The sequence below is a fragment of the Sinorhizobium sp. 8-89 genome (assembly GCF_030124325.1).
GTDB lineage: Bacteria > Pseudomonadota > Alphaproteobacteria > Rhizobiales > Rhizobiaceae > Sinorhizobium.
The window spans coordinates 18,499-33,180 of record NZ_JASKLR010000021.1; the positions used below are offsets into that span (position 1 = coordinate 18,499).

The window sequence follows — 14,682 nt, forward strand, 5'->3', positions numbered from 1 at the left end:
ACACAACGTGTCAATCAGGTTAAGCGATCCCCTCCAGCAGGCCAAGTGGAAATAACGCCGGAGAGTCTCTATGACCGTGACATCCACATCTGGGTCGAAAACACGGGACAAGCAATCGCCGCAAGCCAGTCCACAATACCGCCCCCGATAATTCCTATCTGCCTTGCATTCGTCAGATCAAGCATTCACGTCTCCAATCGTTGTTGTATGGTAGTTGCCATGCGCCCTTTTACGAGAGGTCCGCAGTATGTCCGGCCTGGATGATAACCGATGTCCGCGCGTTCGGTCGCCGCGCCGAGATTAGATCGCAATAGCTAACGTCGGCGCCGCCAGGACCGGTCGTGTACTCGCCTGGCCGTGCGCCCTCTGGTTGGCGTTCGTGACAGTACCGAGCCTTTCGCCGCTGATGCGGGTGCGGCCATGCCCGTGATACAGGTTTCCAACCGTTTTTGAGTTGATCGAGCATGCTCAGACCCCTGACCAGCTCCGCTACCGCAGCCAAACAGACTAGGAGGAAGACGCTTCCGGCATAAGCCATTTGAAGGAGCAGCGAATAAGCTAGCGTAGTGACAAATAGGCTGCGAACGGTATGCGAGACAATATAGGCAGCGAGAGCATTGGCGCACAGGAGCAAGCACAAGACGCGAAGAAAGGTTCTGAAGGGCAACGCGATTCTCCTGATTCTTTCGCTGAAGGCATGTGACGAACTTCGCAGCGTCCATCTGCGCAAGAGCGTCGACCGTTCATCCGTTGCTGCATGATTTCGGCGAGTTGACCAGCATGTGCTCGGAAACATCGTGCCTTTGCAGTTTCAGCACTCGACTGCAGCTGTCGCTGCCACTCTTCTTCAACCCTTTAAGATCAGAGCGGCTTTTTTCCTGAAACATAGGCCCTTACTCCCGTGCCAAGTCCGGATAAGCTTGGATGACTTCGACCGCATGGTTGACCAGCTTCGTGCCGGTCTTGGCAAGTTTGCGAAGCGTACTGAAGCCAAACCGATGAACGTCGCGCAAGGTCTTCGACAACACGACTAGCCGTCTGGTCGTAAATAGCACGCGCCCGCAGCCCTCATGGCTGATCTCCATCGTTCGCGATACCAGCAGGCCCGCGCGCTCCTCTATAGCGACACCAACTGCCCCGTAAAATGCGTCAAGCCTCCACAGCACGTCCGGATCGGGGTCGCCGATGATCGGGATCGCACGACGCTGTTCCTCCGTGACAGTGAACTTGGCCAGCAGCTGGGCGTCGCACTTATTCTCCCTCGATCCGTAGAAATCGTGAGCGCGTATCCACCGCACGAGGCATTTGATGAATGGGGTGGCAAGAGCCTTGTCGTCGCCGACTGCAGGAGTAACAGCGGGATCAGATAGTGTTGCCATCGTCCAGTCCTCATCCTCCGCGCGCGTTTTCTCTTAGATCGATGTGGTTCCTCCAGCACCGTCTGATGCTAGTCCCCCAACAGCTGTCCGCCACCATGCAAAATGCATTTCCCGCCATGCTCACCAGGAATGGTCGGAATCCTGCGCCCCTTCGACGCTGTCTGTGTGCAGCCACTTCGCCAGATCAGAAAAAGTACGCTTCCGAAGTAGGCGCCTTGAAGAAGCAGCGAAGTACCCAATGTTGTAATGATTACTCTGCGGATCGAATACGAGACGAAGTAGACTGTTAAAGCGTTGGTGCACAGGACCAGGTGCAGCACACGAGAAAAGATTCTGAAGGGCAACGGCGTTCTCCCGGTTCGTCCGTTAGATCAAGCAGCAATCTTGTCTGCCGCAACATGGGTCTGGCAGTTCTTCGGGCAGACGCGGGCGCAGGCCCCGCAGCCGATGCAGCGGCCGGGGTGGTCGACAAGCATGATCATACGATTGAGCTCGCCGTCGAAGTCGTCGTCCTCGCCATCGCAGACACCGAGAATTTCACCTGATTCATCGATGCCGTGCAGGTGCATGACCTCACGCGAGCAGACCTTATAGCAGCGGCCGCAACCAATGCAGGTCGTGCCGTCGATAGCCGTCAGATACTCCGGCATCCATGGGGAGCCGTCGCGGGTAAAGAAATGACTTGTCATCGCTAGTTCTCCAGCTCTTTCTCATGCGGGGCGGCCAGCGGATCATCGTTGGCGGTTGCAGGAATTTGCGGAGGCATTGAGCGCCTCAGGCTTCGGGGCAGTGGCGGCAGCGGGACCGGGGAGGTATAGCCCCGCTGCCCACGTCGGCCCAGAGAGAGGGGGGCCGGCGATTCCTTGTGCCCAAATCGACGTCACTCTCGTGCCACATCTGGATATGCTTCGATGGCGGCGATCGCATCGGCTTCGGGGCAGTGGCGGCAGCGGGACCGGGGAGGTATAGCCCCGCTGCCCACGTCGGCCCCAGAGAGAGGGGGGCCGACGATTCCTTGTGCCCAGATCGACGTCACTCTCGCGCCACGTCTGGATATGCTTCGATGGCGGCGATCGCATCGTCCACTAGTTTCGCGCCGGCCTCCGCGAGCTTACGAAGCGTTGCGAATCCAAATCGGTGGACGTCGCGCAGTGTCTTCGAGAATACGACTAATCGCCCGGTCGTTAGAAGCACGCGCCCGAAACCCTCGTTGCTGATCATCATAGTGGGAGAAGCCACCAAGCCGGTGCGCCCTTCGATCGTGAGCCCCACGGCGGTATAAAAAATATTGATCCTCAACAGTACGTCCGGATCGGGATCGCCGATGATCGGGATCGTACGGCGCTGCTGCTCGCTGACGATGAAGTGGGCCAACAGCTCCGCGTCCGATGTGCCATCCCGCGACCCATAGGTATCCTGAGCGCGGATCAGCCGCGTGAGGCATTTGACGAAAGGGGTAGCAAGGGCCGCATCGTCCTCCTTGCAAGCAGGCGTACCCGGGGTGTCCGACATTTTTTTCATGATTCAGGCCTCGTCTTCGAAGGGCTTCTTTGCGGCGGCGCCCGCTTCTGTCAGCACCTTGCGCAACCAGGGCGGGGGAGCCGTCCTGAGCATTTTCCGGGTTCGCGAAAGCACGTCTAGGATCGGTTCAGGGTGCCCCACCTTGATCGGATGGATTTTCGCCGCTACGGCCTTGGCTGCGGAAGGTCCCCCGATAGCCAGACAAAAGAGGAGTTGACAGCCCCTCAACGCGTCCACCTTCGAGGTGATCCGGCCATCGCCCTCGGCTCGATGCTTTCCGCTCTCGTCGGAAACGTCGGCGAAACTCACTGCTTCCACCAAATCCCAGCCGTCACGGGTTACGTCGTAGACCGCAAACCGCTTGGCCGATCCGAAATGAGCGTTGAGCATTTTCATGTCTTGCGTCGCGATCGCTATGCGCAACGCGCCGGAGCACCGCGGGTGAATCTCGTCAGGGACGAGCGACAGGCGACGAACGGAGGTCATGTGGCATTTCCCTGCTTCCACACTGGATCAAGTATCTCAGGCGCCGGCGTATGCCGATTGGCCTGGAGGATGTTGGCCGCCTCGAAGATCAGGTTGCGCGTCCCCTGATAGAGAACTGTGAGCTTGTGCTGGCTGCCGAGACGGTCAAATATCGGGAAGCCAACGCGCAGGAGAGGAATGCCGAGGCGTTCTGCCGCCTGGCGTCCGTGCGAATGGGTAACGAGAAGATCAGCGCCGCCGGCTAGATCTTCGAAATCGCCGAGATCGCCGATCTGTAGCGACTCGGTCGGCACTTTCTCGAGAATTTTCGACGAACCCGTAGTCGTAACGGCCGCATTGATCTCGGCGCCTAGCCCCGTGAAAAAGGTGGCAAGCTGGTAGAGCTGGTCCGGCTCGGCGGCGATCGCGATCTTCTTGCCGGCGAAATGGAAGTGCCCGTCGAGCAGCGCGTCCTGCAGCTGTGCGCGGTACCGATGGATTTTGGCCGGCACCGGCACGCCGGAAATTTCGGAAAGAAGCGAGACGAACTGGTCGACGTTCTTCAGTCCCGTTAACGACTGGAATGAGATGTAAGGCACGCCCGTCAGTTTCTGCAGCAGCTCAGCCGGGCGCCGCATATGCTCTCCGACGGCGATGCATCGCACCGTCGTGCCAAGCTCCTCGATGTCCTCAATGCTGGTGCCGCCATAGGTGGTCCGCATCCAGCGGTCGGGCACCGTACCGTCGAGCGAGTTGGAAACGTCCGGCAGGATGACCGGCTTGAGCCCGAAACTCTCCACCATCTCGCGCAAATGCTCGATATCGGCGACCGTGAGATGCCACCCGGGCAGAATCGCCACCTTCTTCGGCTTACACGGCTGCTGGCCGCGCCGTGTAAGCCCTTGGATCATCGCGGCGACAGCCTTGGCCCAGCCCTCCTCGAGGGAGCCGTCGAAATCCGGCGTGTTTGCCAGCACGATCTGCGTACCTGCGAGTTCTTCCGCGCGCATCATCTTGATGTTGGCGATTTGCCGTGAGAAGTCTTCCGCACGGGTTTCGACCAGTGCCGTCGTGCAGATCCCGATCAGCTTCGCGTTCGTACGGGTCTTTAAGTTGAGGATCGCTTCTTCCAGATGGCCTGCCCCGCCCAGGACCGTTGCCACTTCGTCCATCGCCGTTGTCTGCAGGGGGACCGTTTCTTTGAAATGGCGAACGCAAAGCACCAGCGCGAAGCTGGTGCAGCCTTGGCTGCCGTGGAACAGCGGTATCGCACCATCCACTCCAAGAAAGGCTAACGCGGCACCCAGCGGCTGGGACGACTTGAGCGGATTGATGGCCGCTGATTTGGTCTGGGGATAGATGCGAACCATTGGCTTCCTCTTTACTCAGCGAAGTCTGCGACGTTGTGCCGGCGAGACTTTGAAGGCGCGACACTCGCGGTTCCTCCCTGCGTGCTCGGCAGTTCTTCCGCCACGGCGGGGTCGTGTTCCCATGGTGGCGGCTCCCGCACTTCGGACCAGATAGGATTGTGAATGGCGAGATCGATTTGGCGTACGAGTTCCACCGTGCCGTCGTAGCCGGCATAGGGATGGTGACGCTCCTGGTTGATATCAAGCCAGGGTGTCTTGGCCTTCAACGCGATGAACTGGGTGCGCCCGCCCGACAGCATGATGTCGGCCCTGTGTTCTGAGAGCATGGCGTAAAGCTCGTGCGGCGCCATCGACTCAAACATGTGGTGCTCGTCCTTCAGCATCTGCTTGATGCGCTCCTTGTCTTCGGCGGTCGATTTCTTGACCGAGGTGCCCACGATCTCCATGCCGATTTCCATCAGCGCATGAACAAGCGACCAGGACTTCACGCCGCCGGTGTTGATGAGAACCCGCTTGCCTTCGAGTCTCGGCCGGTAAGCCTCAACCTTTTTCCACGCGATCGCCTCCTCCTCTGCGATGAGTGTATCGGTGCGATCGAGAAGCTCTGCATCGGCGCCGTTCTTCACGAGCAGATCAGCGATTCGCCGGAGTGCTTCCGAGGTGGCCGTGATGCCGTAGAAGGAACCCTCGAAAAAGGGGATCTGCCAGCGCTCCTCCATCTTGCGGGCAAGGTTGATGAGCGCGGTTGAGCACACCATCATGGCTGCCCGTGCGCGGTGAGAGGAGGCAATCTGTCGGTAGCGCGCGTCGCCCGGAATGCAGGCGCGAACACGGATGCCAAGCTTGTCCAAGAGCGGCTTTACCAACCAGAACTCGCCAGAGAGGTTGAACTCGCCAAGGATATTGATGTCGTAAGGGCCGGCGTCATTAGGCTCCACCGTACCGATGACATGATCCAGCAAAGCCTCGCCGGCGAGCTTGTTGCCAAGATTCTTTGAACCGACGAAGCCCGGCGCATTGATAGGCACCACCGGTAAGCCGAATTTTTCGGTCGCGCGCTTGCAGACCGCCTCGATGTCGTCGCCGATCAGTGAGGTGACGCACGTCGCATAGACAAAGATAGCTGGCGGCGCATACGCCTCTTTGATTTCTCCGATTGCTTTTAGAAGCTTCCGTTCGCTGTTCCCCATCACAACATCGAGTTCGGTGAGGTCAGTGGTGAAACTTGTCCGCCAAAGCGTCGGACCTGACGAAGCCGTACCGCGATTGTCCCAGGAATTGCCTTCGCAGGCGAGCGGTGCATGGACCAGATGCGCGACGTCGGTGATCGGCTGCAGCACCACCTTGGCGCCATCGAAGGCGCAGCCGCCGGCTGCCGCACCGGGGGTCAGCGGCTTCGAACAGCCCTTTTTGCGCGTCTCGGGATCCTTGCTGCGATTCCTTTCGCAGGCGGGTTCGACGAAGGTATCCTGGATTTTTACAGTGAGCGGGGACATTTCGCTGAACTCCAACATTTATAGGGAGAAGGCCGGCCTTTGCCGGCCGCCGATTTCAGCGCGTGAGGTCATAAGAATAGTCCGTCACACCAACCTGCATCGACTCGCGATCGAGTTTGTCGAAGATCTTGTCGAGGATCGTTGTTAGGACACGCAGTCCGCCCTGGTACCCCATGAGGGGGAAACGATGGTGATGGTGCCTGTCAAAGATCGGAAACATCAGCCGGATGAGTGGCGTACCGGTATCGCGCTCTAGATACTTGCCATAAGAATTGCCGATCAGCAGGTCCACAGGCTCGGTGAAGAGCAGCGAGCGCATTGCCCACAGATCCTTCCCAGCCCAGACCTGGGCATCCTTTCCAAACGGAGAAGATGCAAGTAGCTCCTTCATCTCGCGTTCCCAGGCCGGCGTGCCGTTGGTAGCGAGGCAGTGGATCGGCTCGCCGCCGGTTTCCATAACGAACCGGGCTATGGCATAGACGAAGTCAGGATCGCCGTAGATTGCGTATTTCTTGCCGTGTAGCCACGATTGGCTGTCCGCCATGGCGTCGATCAGGCGGCCGCGCTCAAGGCGTATTGTCTCGGGAATTTCTTTGCCGGAAATGTCCGACACCTTCATCAGGAATTCGTCAGTTGCTTTGACTCCGAGCGGATAGTGGAAGGAGGCCGTAGCCTGTTCGACCTCCCGACAATATTCGAGCGTCCTGCGGGTATTGTAGTGCTGCAGCGACAGCGTAGCCTCCGCGTTGAGCGCCGCCCGCACGTCTTTGATCTTTGTGCCTCCGTCATACATACGGAATTCGCCATCCGACGGCGTATCGAACTGGTCGGAGGCATCCTGGATAAAGGTGTAGGACACGCCCATAAGGTTGAGCAGGCGCTTCAGCTCGCGATTGTTGCCGACGCAGAAGCCGTCGAAGCCTGGAATGATGTTGATCGTGCCAGCCTCTTTCGTGCGCTCCTTGCCTTTCCAGAAGTGCTCCAGAATGCCTTTGACCATGGCGTCATAACCGTCGACGAAGGCTGGCGTGTGCGCGAACGGCACGTCGAATTCGGGAGGGACTGAGCCTTCGTTCTTGGCGTTCTCGATGAAACCATGCAGATCGTCACCAATGACCTCCGCCATACAGGTGGTAGAGACGGCAATCATCTTCGGGTCGTAGAGCGTGTAAGTATTAGCAAGCCCGTCGACCATGTTCTTCAGACCGCCGAACACTGCCGCATCCTCGGTCATTGAGGACGAGACGGCCGATGAAGGCTCCTTGAAATGCCGCGACAAGTGCGAACGGTAATAGGCAACGCACCCCTGGCTACCATGGACGAAGGACATGGTGCGCTCGAAACCCGCGGCCGCGAACACCGCGCCGAGCGGCTGGCAGCCTTTGGCCGGGTTCACTACGAGCGCTTCGCGGGCAAGATTTTTTTCGCGATATTCCCAGGTTTCGGTATATGCACCCTGATCAGTAACGATCTGATCTGGATGAGGACATTCGAAATTGAGCTTCTTCTCCGCCAGCATTTGCCTGTATTCCGGCTCGCGGAACAGGGGAGCATGGTCGAGAATTTGTTCGGCGGATTGCGGCATAGTTGTCACCCTCTTTCATCTGGCCTCGTCGAACGGCGGCACAGAAACGTTCGAGACGTCAGGTCTCCCGCGGGTCCTTGTCCGCGAAAGACCAAGTTCTTATTCGGCTGAAACCGCTGCCCCAGGCGCTGCCACTTTCTTCCAGGGCGCGTCGTAGAGGTCCCAGACTGGATTGTTGATGGCCAGATCCATGTCGCGGGCGAAGATGGCGAAGCCGTCGTAGCCATGGTATGGGCCGGAGTAGTCCCATGAGTGCATCTGGCGGAATGGTATACCCATTTTCTGCACCGGGTACTTCTCCTTGATGCCGGAGCCAACAAGATCGGGACGTATCCGCTCGATGAACTTATCAAGTTCGTAACTGGTTACGTCGTCATAGATGAGCGTGCCCTTCTTCACGTAATGGCCGGTGCGCTGATAGTCGTCGTTGTGGGCGAATTCGTAGCCGGTGCCGACGATCTGCATGCCGAGGTCTTCATAGGCGGTGATGACGTGACGGGGGCGCAAACCACCCACGTAGAGCATCACCCTCTTGCCCTCGAGCCGCGGCCAATACTTGTCGATCACAGCATCGACCAAGGGCCGGTACTTGGAGATGACCTTCTCGGCCCTTTCCTCGATTGTAGGGCCGAAGTGCTTGGCTATCTTGCGCAGAGAGGCTTCGATCTGGGATGGACCGAAGAAATTGTATTCCAGCCAAGGGATACCGTATCGTTCCTCCATGTGCCGACAGATGTAATTCATCGATCGGTAGCAATGAATTAGGTTGAGCTTGGCCTTTGGGGCGCGTTCCACTTCCGCGAGTGTTGCGTCTCCCGACCAGTTTCCGACTACGCGCAGGCCCATCTCCTCGAGCAGGATGCGCGAGGCCCAGGCGTCGCCGCCGATGTTATAGTCGCCAACCACGTTGACGTCGTAGGGACCAGTTTCGAACTCGACGTCTGCCTTGCCGAAGACCCAGTCACGGATCGCGTCATTAGCGATGTGGTGGCCGAGCGATTGCGAGACGCCGCGGAAGCCTTCGCAGCGTACCGGTACGATCGTTTTTTCGTGCTCCTTGGCCTTCTTGCGAGACACCGCCTCAATGTCGTCGCCTATGAGGCCGATCGGACATTCAGACTGGACGGTGATGCCGTTATTCAGGGGAAACAGTTCCTCGATCTCGTCGATAATCTTTTCCAGCTTTTTGTCTCCACCGAAGACGATATCTTTCTCCTGAAAGTCAGAGGTGAACTGCATGGTCACGAACGTATCGACGCCTGTCGTGCCGACATAATAGTTGCGGCGCTGGGACCACGAATATTGACCGCAACCGACCGGCCCGTGTGAAACGTGGACCATATCCTTGACCGGCCCCCAAACCACGCCTTTGGAGCCGGCATAGGCGCAGCCGCGGATCGTCATCACGCCTGGAATGGACTTGATGTTCGATTTAACGTCGCATTCGGAGATGGTCTGGGCTTCCCCGCCGACCTCCTCCCTATCGGTTGCGACACTGAGGTGCTTTTGGCGACGCTTCGCCGCTTTGTGTGGGTACTGCGACAGCACTTGCGCGATAAGCTCCTCATGGCGAGCACTGTCATTTTCGTAATCGAGGCTCATTTGGGCCTGCCCCCTTCTCGAGGTTTGGGTGACGCCTCCAACGAGAGGCACCGTTCGTGGAATGGTGCGCCGGATCAAGTTCCGCGCCCCTCGTATGCGGCGGCGGTTATTGGGCAGCTGCTTCCTTGGCCTGGAGCTCTGCAAGCATCTGCTCGTCGGTCTTCATGATGCCGAAGTCGAGCAGCATGTCTTCCAGCTCCTCCATGGTGATCGGGGTCGGGATGGTGCCTTGGCCCGAATTGGCATGGATCTTTTCGGCCAGCGCGCGATATTCCGCCGCCTGTTTGGAGTCCGGTGCATATTGGATCACCGTCATTTTCCTGAGTTCGGCATGCTGGACGATGTTGTCGCGTGGCACGAAGTGGATGAGCTTGGAATTGAGCTTGGCCGCCAGTGCCTCCGCGAGATCAAGTTCGCGGTCTGTTTGGCGCTCATTGCAAATCAGCCCGCCGAGCCGCACGCCGCCCGAATGGGCATATTTCAGGATTCCCTTGGCGATGTTGTTGGCAGCATAGAGTGCCATCATCTCACCGGACATTACGATGTAGATTTCCTGGGCCTTGTTTTCACGGATCGGCATGGCGAAGCCGCCACACACCACGTCGCCGAGCACGTCGTAGGAAACATAGTCGACATCGTCGTAGGCGCCGTTTTCTTCAAGAAAATTGATCGACGTGATAACGCCGCGTCCGGCGCAGCCGACGCCCGGTTCGGGGCCGCCGGACTCCACGCATTTGATGCCTTTGTAACCGACCTTGAGCACGTCCTCGACTTCGAGGTCTTCCACGGAACCTTCCTCGGCCGCGAGATGCAGTACCGTGTCCTGCGCCTTCGAGTTCAGGATCAGGCGGGTGGAGTCGGCCTTGGGGTCGCAGCCGACGATGAGGATCTTCTGCCCGAGGTCGACAAGAGCGGCGAGCGTATTTTGCGAGGTGGTGGACTTGCCGATACCGCCCTTCCCATAAAATGCGATTTGACGCAGACCTGCCATGTTGCTTTCCTTCGTTTGTTCGAACCATCGCGGTTGCCCGCAACATGAATGCCGCCGGCAGCTTCCGCCGCCTGCGCAAGAATGGTTACAAAAGCCGTGCCAACTCGGGCCACGTGAGCCGAACAGAAGCTGATTTTTTTGCTTTCTCAGCTATTTAGGATGAGCAAGGACACCGCACGATGAAACAAGCTTTTGTCGCGGAACCGACAAATGGAACCGGCATTGTCGTATAGCGTGCCTGTCACACGTTAGGACGGCGACAAGACAACGCTGCCGATCAAGGACTAAGGCACTGGGGGTGAGGCTTTTCTCAGAGGCATTGTCAGCTCGAAGTGTCTTCCGCCGATCAAGTTTCCTTCAGACCTTTTTCCCGACCCTCATCCGTTTAAGCTCGCGACTCATCGGGTCAAAAGATTCAAATGAGAACTGGTGCTTGAACGTCTGCCGGTCTAGCATCTGAATGTATGCCTTGGAAACGACGGGCTTTCTATGGACAACAGGTGAAACGGAGGTCGGAGTGACGGGCACGACCAGTCTAGTGAGCGCTGTTTTCCATCTAACGTTTGCTAATGAATGAGTCAGCGCTTCCACGAAGAGTTCAGCTATCGTGAGCGCCCGACATTGTCGGGCGCCGGCGACGCCGGCTTGCACCCGATGGGCACTCCGATGGGTCTGAGTTAGTCGAAGTGGCCGAAGTGGAAGGCACGATAAAACTTCAAGCCTCTCACTGCCCGAGAGATTTCTGGACTGCTGGGATAATCCTGTCTCCCCAGAGCTCTATCTGACGCAGCATCGTCTTCTGGTCCAAATCCCCCAACTGGGTCTGAATTGCAATCTGGTCCGGCTTGAAGACTTCGATCTCCTCCAGAAGGCGATCAATTACGCGGTTTATGCTGCCGATCGGCAGGTTCCTTCGCATAGTGTCGAACGATAGATCATAAGGCGTCGGCACCTCCTCCAGCATGTAGCCGTCCTGGCTCTGCTGGCGACGCTGATGCAGTGCCTCGGACAGCCGGCGCTGGAAGCGGGCGTTATCGAGATAGTTGTCGATTTCCGCTCCATTATCGCTGGCATAGCAGCAGCGCAGCAACGATAGCTTAATGTCGCTGGCCCTCTTGCCCTCGGATGCCGCCGCCGTCTGGATGATGCCGCGTAGCGCGCCCAGAGTTTCCAAGCCGTCGTGGAATGCCGTGACGAAAAGATTGTGTCCCTCACGATAGGCGCGGGCCACGCTGCGAGAGGACGCGGTAGCAATCCAGATCGGCGGCGTGGGCTTTTGAAGGGTGCGCACCGAAATCGCCGTCGGGGGTATCTGGATGTTGTGACCGGAGTGCGAGAAGATCTTGTCGTTGAGCCCCTTGAGCAAGATGTCGAGGTATTCCGAGAAGATGGCCGGCGCCTCATCGATATTGACGCCGAAGCGGTCGAATTCGAACTGCTGGTATCCAGACCCAACGCCGAGTTCGAGTCGGCCGTTCGCAACGACATCGACAAAGCCGATTTCGGATAGCAGGCGCTGCGGTTGATAGAGTGGCAGTACGCAGACGGCGGTGCCGAGGCGAATGGTGTTCGTCAACCCGGCACAGTGGGCCACCATCAAGAGGGGCGACGGGACCAGGCTATAGTTGTTGAAGTGGTGCTCGGCGAACCAAGCTGTGCTGAAGCCCGCCTGCTCTGAAAGAATGGCTTGTTCAATGGAGTGGCGGATGATGCTATCGGGCGATTGATGATAGCCGCGCTGAGCGGCCAGAATGAACGTTGCGAATTCCACTGGGTGTCTCCTTGTTTGCGGATCGGGATCGCACAGTTGGTGACGTCCGCGCCTCTTTTCGGTTCCGCCTTTTGGCCAGCCGTTGCCTCAGTCTACGCATGCGGTCGGCGTGGACTGACGTCGTCCACGAGACATCCCATGATCGATGGAGCGACTCGTCCATAGCGTTTCGTTTGAAGTCGGAGCGCCGGAGGTAAGACGTTCAAACCCTCAGCTACGCGGAGGGAAACGTCGTCGACTCGCTGTTATCCGACCCCGTGTTCTCTCCGTCGAATTTGTCCCACCTAGCTCGCTGAGGCATCCCGCGTCTCTGGAGGCGGTCCAGCCTCCGTCTACGTGCAGGGTCGAGCCGTTGATGTAGCAGGCATCTGACGAGGCCAGAAAGTAGGCCGCGTCGGCGACTTCTTCCGGGCCGCCAAACCTTCCCAAAGGGATCAGCTGTCTGAGCCTCGTCTGGTCCATGCCGGCTACCTTTTCCCACTCGATGGCGCTGGACGTGCGGATGTGACCTGGAGCGACTGTGGCTGTGCGGATCCCAACTGGCCCGAGTTCGGCCGCCATGCAGCGGGTCAGCATGTCTATGCCTGCATTGTATGCGCGGTAGGCATGACCCAGCCCGAGAGGTAAGAGGCCGCAACTTGCCCCAAGATTGAGAATTACGCTGCCAGGTCGCATTGATATAGCGGCCTCACGTACGCATGTGAAGGCGCCAGAAAGATTCACATCCAGATGGTGTTTGAGCGCTGCCGGCACCTGTTCGATAGGGGGGACGAGTGTATCACTCATGCCAGGGCCGTTGACAAATACGTCGATGTGGCCGAAGCGCTCCCTCACCTCTTCGAACAACGCCACGACCTCGCTCTCCACCGTCCTGTCCACGCGTTTTGCCAGGTGCTTGTCACCGAGCAAGCCCGACAACCCTACCGCTGCATCACCGTCGACGTCAGCGATCACGAGCGTATCGCCGTTCGCGGCAAAACGGCGAGCGACGGCCGCGCCTATGCCTTTAGCGCCGCCCATGACGACTACTGTTCGCGCCTTGGTGCCTTCGAGCGGCGGGGAGAGTTCTGCTTGGGGCGCCGCATCCTTGGGCGGATTTGCACGACCCGGTTGATTGAATGACATGCAACCACCATCGACCACAAGCGTAGACCCCGTGATGTAACCTGCCTGCGCGCTGGCCAGAAAACGCACGGCGTGCGCGATCTCGTCGGGACGAGCCATTCGGCCGATCGGTACCCGGCACCTGATTGCGGTAGCGTTGATTTTGCCGGTGCGCTCCAGTTCGGCAACCATCGGCGTGCGTACGTAGCCGGGCGCTACCGCTGTCACACGGATGCCGCGCGAACCCCATGCGGTGGCCAGCGATTTCGTGATTGAGATCAGACCAGCTTTCGAAGCGGCGTAGGCATTGCGCTTCGGGTTGCTGGCCAGGCCAGCCATCGAAGCGATATTGACTATGGCTGCGCCAGGTTTCATCAGCTTCGCGGTTTCGCGCGCCATGGTGTACGGCCCCGTGAGGTTTACGGCTAAAGCGCGTTGAAAATCCTCCACCGGAGTGTCTGCGGTCGCCGTCATGGTCGGCGCTATCCCCGCATTGTTGACAAGCACTCCAATCTGCGAAAATCGGCTTTCGATGAGGGCACAGAGGGTGACGACCTCTTCTTCTCGAGACACGTCGCACTCAAGGCCAAGGTGGGGCTGGCCCAGATGACGCCCCAATTCAATTACGCCACTGTCCGGGAGGTCCACCGCGACAACAATGTCTCCAGCCGCGGCAAAGGTGTCGACCAGCGCACGGCCAATACCCCCTGCAGCACCTGTGATGATGATGACCCGCCCTGGCTGAACCTGCCGATCGTCTGGGCGTGTCCCGGCAGGAAGCGCTGGATATCGCAGTCTTATCATAGTTCTTCGTCTCCACTGCCGACCCGGTCCTCTGGATGACTTGTCGCGGCAATACGGCGCTTCGAAAGCGCGTAGACCGGATCATTCGGGTGCGGGGCTCCAATTGGCTGGCGAGGGCCGAACCGTTCTGGTTCTAAGGACGTCGGAGGCTTCTGCTCTTCGACCCAATCATAAACCACGACGCGTTCCAAGATGCGCCACTCTCCTTCCCTTTTCTGAAACAGATCGCAGTAGCGTCCGCATAGGAGCACCTGGGTTACCTCGCCTGCCCCGTCAGGTCCGCGTTGCAGCGCCGTGAAATAACTCTCGACCGCGGCTTCTGCCGGGCTGCGGAACTCAAACATGATGTTCGTAATCTGGTGGATGTTGCGCGGCTGCGTTTTGAAGACGCCAACCGCAAGCTGAATGAAACCGTCGACAGAGCCGGAGTAACTCCCGTGATTGTCACGCGCATCCGGCCAATAACAGCTGCGCAAAGCGGCCTCGTCTGCGCGGTCAATTCCTCGACAGTACCGATGGAGACAGTCGCGGATGGCGTCTCGGTCGAATAGTCTGGTTACGCTCTGTTTGTTCATGGGCTCTCTACAGGTTTCT

General features: G+C 58.6%; 13 protein-coding genes. All 13 read right to left on the reverse strand.

Features of this window, described 5'->3' with window-relative positions:
- Positions 1–893: 893 nt before the first annotated feature.
- Positions 894–1,379, reverse strand: coding sequence for a NifX-associated nitrogen fixation protein (locus QN219_RS26475; protein WP_283979315.1), 486 nt, complete (start codon positions 1,377–1,379; stop codon positions 894–896).
- 68 nt (positions 1,380–1,447) lie between these two features.
- Complete coding sequence (locus tag QN219_RS26480; protein ID WP_309486623.1) at positions 1,448–1,699, reverse strand: exopolysaccharide production repressor protein; 252 nt, start codon at positions 1,697–1,699, stop codon at positions 1,448–1,450.
- 51 nt (positions 1,700–1,750) lie between these two features.
- Positions 1,751–2,068, reverse strand: a complete 318-nt coding sequence (gene fdxB, locus QN219_RS26485; protein ID WP_283979317.1) for a ferredoxin III, nif-specific — start codon at positions 2,066–2,068, stop codon at positions 1,751–1,753.
- A 343-nt stretch (positions 2,069–2,411) separates the two neighbouring features.
- Positions 2,412–2,900 carry a NifX-associated nitrogen fixation protein gene (locus QN219_RS26490; protein WP_283979318.1) on the reverse strand — a complete coding sequence of 163 codons (489 nt, stop codon included), beginning with the start codon at positions 2,898–2,900 and terminating at the stop codon, positions 2,412–2,414.
- 3 nt (positions 2,901–2,903) lie between these two features.
- Positions 2,904–3,386: a nitrogen fixation protein NifX gene (nifX, locus tag QN219_RS26495; RefSeq protein ID WP_284003151.1), complete on the reverse strand. Its 483-nt coding sequence runs from the start codon at positions 3,384–3,386 to the stop codon at positions 2,904–2,906.
- Positions 3,383–4,735, reverse strand: coding sequence for a nitrogenase iron-molybdenum cofactor biosynthesis protein NifN (nifN, locus tag QN219_RS26500; RefSeq protein ID WP_309486621.1), 1,353 nt, complete (start codon positions 4,733–4,735; stop codon positions 3,383–3,385). Before nifN ends, nifX begins: the two co-directional genes overlap by 4 nt.
- Positions 4,736–4,746: 11 nt before the next feature.
- Positions 4,747–6,231 carry a nitrogenase iron-molybdenum cofactor biosynthesis protein NifE gene (gene nifE, locus QN219_RS26505; RefSeq protein ID WP_283979320.1) on the reverse strand — a complete coding sequence of 495 codons (1,485 nt, stop codon included), beginning with the start codon at positions 6,229–6,231 and terminating at the stop codon, positions 4,747–4,749.
- 55 nt (positions 6,232–6,286) lie between these two features.
- Positions 6,287–7,816 (reverse strand): nitrogenase molybdenum-iron protein subunit beta, encoded by a 1,530-nt coding sequence (gene nifK, locus QN219_RS26510; protein ID WP_284003152.1) that lies wholly within the window; start codon positions 7,814–7,816, stop codon positions 6,287–6,289.
- Positions 7,817–7,915: 99 nt separating this feature from the next.
- Positions 7,916–9,418: a nitrogenase molybdenum-iron protein alpha chain gene (gene nifD, locus QN219_RS26515; RefSeq protein WP_283979322.1), complete on the reverse strand. Its 1,503-nt coding sequence runs from the start codon at positions 9,416–9,418 to the stop codon at positions 7,916–7,918.
- Between the two features lie 106 nt (positions 9,419–9,524).
- Positions 9,525–10,409 carry a nitrogenase iron protein gene (gene nifH / locus QN219_RS26520; RefSeq protein ID WP_284003154.1) on the reverse strand — a complete coding sequence of 295 codons (885 nt, stop codon included), beginning with the start codon at positions 10,407–10,409 and terminating at the stop codon, positions 9,525–9,527.
- Positions 10,410–11,133: 724 nt separating this feature from the next.
- Positions 11,134–12,180 (reverse strand): LLM class flavin-dependent oxidoreductase, encoded by a 1,047-nt coding sequence (locus QN219_RS26525; protein ID WP_284003156.1) that lies wholly within the window; start codon positions 12,178–12,180, stop codon positions 11,134–11,136.
- A 210-nt stretch (positions 12,181–12,390) separates the two neighbouring features.
- Positions 12,391–14,088, reverse strand: a complete 1,698-nt coding sequence (locus QN219_RS26530; protein ID WP_284003157.1) for an SDR family oxidoreductase — start codon at positions 14,086–14,088, stop codon at positions 12,391–12,393.
- The gene (locus tag QN219_RS26535) at positions 14,085–14,663 is read right to left on the reverse strand and encodes a nuclear transport factor 2 family protein (RefSeq protein ID WP_283979326.1); all 579 of its coding nucleotides are present in this window, start codon (positions 14,661–14,663) and stop codon (positions 14,085–14,087) included. The genes QN219_RS26530 and QN219_RS26535 overlap by 4 nt, the downstream gene beginning before the upstream one ends.
- Between the last annotated feature and the right edge of the window lie 19 nt (positions 14,664–14,682).

Bases quoted from the DNA above. Each gene is read 5' to 3' on its own strand.
- QN219_RS26475 (WP_283979315.1), bottom strand. From the start codon at position 1,379: ATGGCAACACTATCTGATCCCGCTGTTACTCCTGCAGTCGGCGACGAC.
- fdxB (WP_283979317.1), bottom strand. From the start codon at position 2,068: ATGACAAGTCATTTCTTTACCCGCGACGGCTCCCCATGGATGCCGGAG.
- QN219_RS26490 (WP_283979318.1), bottom strand. From the start codon at position 2,900: ATGAAAAAAATGTCGGACACCCCGGGTACGCCTGCTTGCAAGGAGGAC.
- nifX (WP_284003151.1), bottom strand. From the start codon at position 3,386: ATGACCTCCGTTCGTCGCCTGTCGCTCGTCCCTGACGAGATTCACCCG.
- nifN (WP_309486621.1), bottom strand. From the start codon at position 4,735: ATGGTTCGCATCTATCCCCAGACCAAATCAGCGGCCATCAATCCGCTC.
- nifE (WP_283979320.1), bottom strand. From the start codon at position 6,231: ATGTCCCCGCTCACTGTAAAAATCCAGGATACCTTCGTCGAACCCGCC.
- nifK (WP_284003152.1), bottom strand. From the start codon at position 7,816: ATGCCGCAATCCGCCGAACAAATTCTCGACCATGCTCCCCTGTTCCGC.
- nifD (WP_283979322.1), bottom strand. From the start codon at position 9,418: ATGAGCCTCGATTACGAAAATGACAGTGCTCGCCATGAGGAGCTTATC.
- nifH (WP_284003154.1), bottom strand. From the start codon at position 10,409: ATGGCAGGTCTGCGTCAAATCGCATTTTATGGGAAGGGCGGTATCGGC.
- QN219_RS26530 (WP_284003157.1), bottom strand. From the start codon at position 14,088: ATGATAAGACTGCGATATCCAGCGCTTCCTGCCGGGACACGCCCAGAC.
- QN219_RS26535 (WP_283979326.1), bottom strand. From the start codon at position 14,663: ATGAACAAACAGAGCGTAACCAGACTATTCGACCGAGACGCCATCCGC.